The 5,419-nt window shown below is 53.8% G+C and carries 3 protein-coding genes; 2 read left to right on the forward strand and 1 reads right to left on the reverse strand.

The window, feature by feature from the left end; translation table 11 throughout:
- Positions 1-107 precede the first annotated feature (107 nt).
- Entirely contained in the window at positions 108-626 is a 519-nt protein-coding gene (locus tag Q7V48_09200; GenBank protein ID MDO9210908.1) for an NYN domain-containing protein, read from the reverse strand.
- A 283-nt stretch (positions 627-909) separates the two neighbouring features.
- On the opposite strand from Q7V48_09200, the gene Q7V48_09205 reads away from it, so the two are divergent.
- Both Q7V48_09205 and selB read left to right on the forward strand, forming a co-directional pair.
- Entirely contained in the window at positions 910-3,651 is a 2,742-nt protein-coding gene (locus Q7V48_09205) for a UPF0182 family protein (GenBank protein ID MDO9210909.1), read from the forward strand.
- Positions 3,652-3,838: 187 nt separating this feature from the next.
- Positions 3,839-5,419, forward strand: a 1,581-nt coding sequence (selB, locus tag Q7V48_09210) for a selenocysteine-specific translation elongation factor (GenBank protein ID MDO9210910.1), incomplete at its 3' end; no start/stop codon positions are given.

Consider the following 5,419-nt stretch of genomic DNA (forward strand, 5'->3'; position numbering starts at 1 on the left):
TCGAGTCGTGACCAGCTGCGGGTCATGCGCCTTGCAAATCTTCCAGGGAACCGGATTGAAAGCGGTCCATCCGGTGACCCTTCTGGCCGAAGCTTACCGGAGGAAAGCTACAACTTCTTGAAAGCGGCTGTGGCTTTACGCTTCGCTTTGGGGAGACGATGGGAAGGCCCCTTTTTCGTCGGAGCCACGGAGCGAAGGGAGGGCATCGATTCTTCCTGACTTCCTTTCAAGGCATAGAACTGGGCCATTTCCATTTTTTCGGCCAAATCAAATACCGGGATTGTTGTGGCGCCTTTCTTCTCGGCGAAGAGAGCTACGTCCCGGTCTGAGGTTACGATTATAATCCCTCCGCGTTTTTCCGAGGCCAGGCGCTTGAGAACTTCGTCTGCTTTCTCCCCCGGTTTGGAAAAGATCACCTCGATCCCGCCAAATCGCTCTCGATGCCCGGCCAAACGCCCTTCTTGCCGGCCATCGAAAACCACTATAATGGAATGACCTTTAAGGCGCTTGTATTTCCTTAATTGTTCGCACAGACCCTCTCGGGCTTTCTGGAGCTCGATCTGCTCGAGCCTTCGCAATTCAGGGGATTGTTTGATGAAGTTGTATCCATCGACGGCGATGAGCATAATTCTCTTCCTTCACTGGGGACCCAGATTGTCGCCGATCACCAATGACCGTTGAGATCGTTAGGTTCGTTATGGCCGTTTAGATGGTTAAACGGTCGAAACGATCCTGACCTTATTAAGGTTTATCCGCGTCCCCAAGGGCGTTCTTCTTCTATAAAAAATGTAGCGAAAATTTTTGCTTGCTGTCAAGGTGATAAAAGACAATTGTGAAGGCTTACGCCATTTGATATACTCCTGTATATTACCTTACGAATCCTGAAAGACGCAAGAAAGGAGAAAAGTAATGAGCCCTAAAAGAACCCCTGGAACCCCCCTACCGCCCCTGCGCAAGGCCATCGGAGTTTTCATCCTCATTGCCGGTTTTGTTCTGCTTACGCTCCTCTGGCGGGCGGTCGAAATGATCACCGATTGGTTCTGGTTCCAGGAAGTGGGCTACCAAAAGGTTTTTACCGTCACCTTGGTAGCTCAGATGAAATTAGCCGCGATCTTCGGAATCGCCTTCTTCGTAATTTTTTACCTGAACCTTTTCCTGGCCAGCCGCCTTTCCTCCCGGGGACACTGGGTGGATCAAAATGACCTGATCCATATCCCCCCCTGGGAAGCGGGGAACCAACCCCTCGGAACGCTGATTCTCCTCGGCTCGATTCTTTTCAGCGTATTCGCGGCCCTTCGCGGCTCGGCCCATTGGGAAATCTTCCTCCGCTTTTTTAACGCCACCCCTTTCGGCCTTTCCGACCCGATCTTCAACCGGGACATCGGTTTTTACGTCTTCCAATTTCCTTTCCTGGACCATCTCTACGGTTGGTTGATGACCGTCCTGATCCTGACCGTCATCGCCACGGCTTTGCTCTATTTTATCCGCCGTTCCTTGCAGTTCATCCCTCCCCAAACCTTCCGGATCGCTCCGGCAGCACGGAACCATCTTGCGGTTTTAATCGCAGCCTTATTCTTCGTGGGTACGGGGGGGGCCTGGCTCGAGTTGAATGAAATCCTCTTCAGCAAACGTGGAGTGGTCTTCGGGCCCGGATACACCGACGTTACCACTCAATTGTGGATGCTGAAGGTCTTGATGGGAGTCACCGTTTTCGGCGGCCTGACCTTTCTCTCCGTGGCCTTTCGTAAAGACTGGAGGATTCCGGCCCTGGGAGTGGCAGCCCTCCTGGTGGTTTTGATCGTGGGAACGGGAATCTATCCTTCCCTGGTTCAAAGATTCAAGGTCGTGCCCAACGAGATCGTCCTGGAGAAGCCTTACCTCGAGCGGAATATCAAGTATACCCGCATCGCCTATAAGTTGAACGCCCTCGAAGATCAGGAATTTCCGGCCGAAGAAAGCTTGACCCGGGAAGACCTGAGGCGTAACGACCTGACCATCAAGAACATCCGCCTCTGGGATCATGCTCCCCTGCTCACGACCTACAGCCAGTTGCAGGAAATTCGCACCTATTACAAGTTCGTGGATGTGGACAATGATCGTTACACCATCAACGGTGAGTATCGCCAGGTCATGCTCTCTCCCCGGGAGCTTTCCTACCCGGCGTTGCCCGCTCGAACCTGGGTCAACGAACATTTGAATTACACCCACGGTTACGGTGCCGTCCTCGGGCCGGTCAATCGCATCACCCGCGAAGGGCTGCCGGAATTTTTCATCAAAGATATTCCGCCGGTCTCCTCGGCGAATATAAAGATCACCCGCCCGGAGATGTACTACGGTGAGATTTCCAACGAATATGTCTTCGTCAAGACCAAGCGGCCGGAATTTGATTACCCGGTGGGTGAAAAAAACGTCTACTCCCGCTATGAAGGCAAAGGCGGCGTGCCCCTTTCCTTCTGGAGAAAATTGCTTTTCGCGGCCCGGTTTGGCTCCTTCACCATCCTCCTTTCGAACGACATCACCTCCGAGAGCCGGGTGATGTACTACCGCAAGATCAGCGACCGGGTCACCCGGGTGGCTCCCTTTTTGCGCCTGGATGGAGACCCCTACCTGGTCATTTCCTCCGAAGGACGCCTGCTCTGGTTTCTAGATGGCTACACGGTGTCTGACCGTTTTCCCTACTCCGAACCCGTCCGCAACCTCGGCAATTATATCCGCAACTCCGTGAAAGCCGTGGTGGACGCTTACGATGGTACGGTGAAGCTCTACATCAGCGACCCCACCGACCCCCTCATTCAAACCTACTCCAAGATTTTTCCCGGCATCCTCAAACCCCTGGAAGCGATGGAACCGGAGTTACGCAGCCATATCCGTTATCCTCCAGGTTTCCTCTCCATTCAGGCCAAAATGTACAGCACTTACCACATGGAGGATGCCCAGGTCTTTTACAATAAGGAAGACCTCTGGGCCCTCCCCAGAACCTCCGGGCAGGGGGGGGAACAGGAGATGCAGCCCTACTACACCATCATGAAGCTGCCCGATGAAAAAAAAGAGGAGTTCGTCCTTCTCCTCCCGTTCACGCCCAGCAAAAAAGACAATATGGCCGCCTGGCTGGCCGCGCGCTGCGATGCGCCCCATTACGGCAAGGTGGCGGTCTACCGGTTCCCCAAGCAGAAACTCGTCTTTGGCCCCCGGCAAATCGAGGCCCGGATCAACCAGGATGCCGAAATTTCCAAGCAACTTTCCCTGTGGAACCAGCGGGGCTCGCAAGTGATCCGGGGAAACCTCCTGGCCATTCCCATCGAGAAATCTATCCTCTATGTCCAACCCCTCTACCTATCGGCTGAGAAAGGGCAGTTGCCGGAGCTAAAGCGGGTCATTGTGGCCTTTGGAGGTTCTATGGCCATGGAAGAAAATCTGGAGATTTCTCTGCAGCGGGTCTTCGGGGGAGAGCTGATCAAAGAAAAAGAAGCCCCCAAAGTGGCCGCGGCAGTGTCCCCGGAAAAGGAAAGAACAGAACGGCAGGTTGCGGCAGAGGCCCTCGCCCATTACCGTAAAGCCCAGGAACTTATGCGCCAGGGGAACTGGGGAGGGTACGGAGAAGAGTTGAGGAAGATGGAAGAAGTCCTGAGGGCTTTGGAAAAAAGGAAGTAATTCATTATTAGCCACAGAGGTCACAGAGCACACAGAGATAAAATTAAAAACAAAATGACAACAAAAAATTCACAATTTTGAGTTTTTTCATATTAAACTTTTGTTTGTAATTTAATTTTTGGGTTATTGGTTTTGATTTTACGATCTCTGTGACCTCTGTGGCCTCGGTGGCAAAGGGTTTAATAACATGAAACGCATCGTCCTGGGAACGGCCGGACACATCGACCACGGTAAGACTACCTTGATCAAAGCCCTCACGGGTGTGGACTGCGACCGCCTCAAGGAGGAAAAAGAGCGCGGGATTACCATCGAGCTGGGCTTCACCTCCATGGTTCTGCCCAGCGGGTCGACGATCAGCATCGTGGACGTCCCGGGGCATGAAAAGTTTGTACGGCATATGGTGGCCGGAGCTACGGGAATAGACCTGGTTGCTCTGGTCATTGCCGCCGATGAAGGAATTATGCTCCAGACCCGGGAACATCTGGACATCTGCAAATTATTGCGGGTCAAGAAAGGGTTAGTGGCCCTCACGAAAATCGACCTGGTGGAGCCAGATTGGCTGGAGATGGTCAAAGAGGAAATCCGGGAGTTTGTCCGGGGAACTTTCCTGGAAGGCGGGGCTATCGTTCCCCTCTCCTCGACCACAGGAGAAGGGTTACCGGCATTTGTCGAGGAAATTGACCGCCTGGCCCAGGAAGTGGAAGAGCGTTCTTCGGAAGGTCTTTTTCGGCTGCCCATCGACCGGGTCTTCACCATCAAGGGGTTTGGGACTGTAGCCACAGGTACGATCATCTCCGGAAGAGTCTCCGTCGGAGATACCCTGGAAGTACTTCCGAAAGGCCGGGAAGCAAAGGTGCGGGGGATTCAGGCTCACGGCAAGCCCGTTGAATCCGCCACGGCCGGCCTGCGGGCTGGCATCAACCTCCAAGGCCTGGAAAAAGCCACCATTGACCGCGGGAATGTCCTGGCCCTCTCCCAGACTTTGAAAGCCACGGTTGCCTTGGACGTAATCTTCCAGCTCCTCTCCGGTTCCTCCAAAACGCTGAAAAATCGCACCCGGATACGCCTGCATTTGGGAACCGTGGAGGTGTTGGGAAGGGTTATCCTCTTGGAGCGAGAAGAAGTGCAAGCCGGCGAAGAAGCTTTCCTGCAGGTCCGTCTGGAGGAACCCATCACCGCCCTTCCCGGCGACCGCTTCGTCGTCCGCAGTTATTCACCTGTCTTTACCATTGGCGGCGGGGAAGTCTTGGATGCCTTCCCCTCCCGGCATAAACGCCTCTCCACCCAGGTGAAGGAGGAAATGGAAATTCTGCACCAAGGCTCCGAGGATGAAAAACTCAGGCTCCGCCTCCTCAAAGCGGGGCCCAGTGGTCTTTCCTGGCCTGAATTGATCATGCGCTCGAATATGCTACCGTCGGCGTTAAAGTCCCGGGTTGATCACCTGGCCTCCGCAGGGCAGCTCCTGCGATTTAACGGCGACCGGTTGCGCTACCTTCACCCCCAGGTGATCGCCAACCTGAAACTCGCCTGCCTGGATTACCTTAAGAAATTCCATCAAAAAAATCCCCTCCAGCCCGGAGCCGTGAAAGAAGAAGTTAAGACCAAGCTTCCCCCCCAAATGGATGCCCGGCTTTTCAATCATCTATTATCCGCCTTGATCGAGGAAAAAAAGATTATCGCCGAAAAAGAGACCCTCCGCCTTGCCGCCCACACTGTCTCGCTCAAGGAAGAAGAAAAGGATCTGCGCAAGAATATTATTCTCCTTTAC

Source organism: Deltaproteobacteria bacterium (assembly GCA_030654105.1).
Lineage (GTDB): Bacteria > Desulfobacterota > SM23-61 > SM23-61 > SM23-61 > JAHJQK01.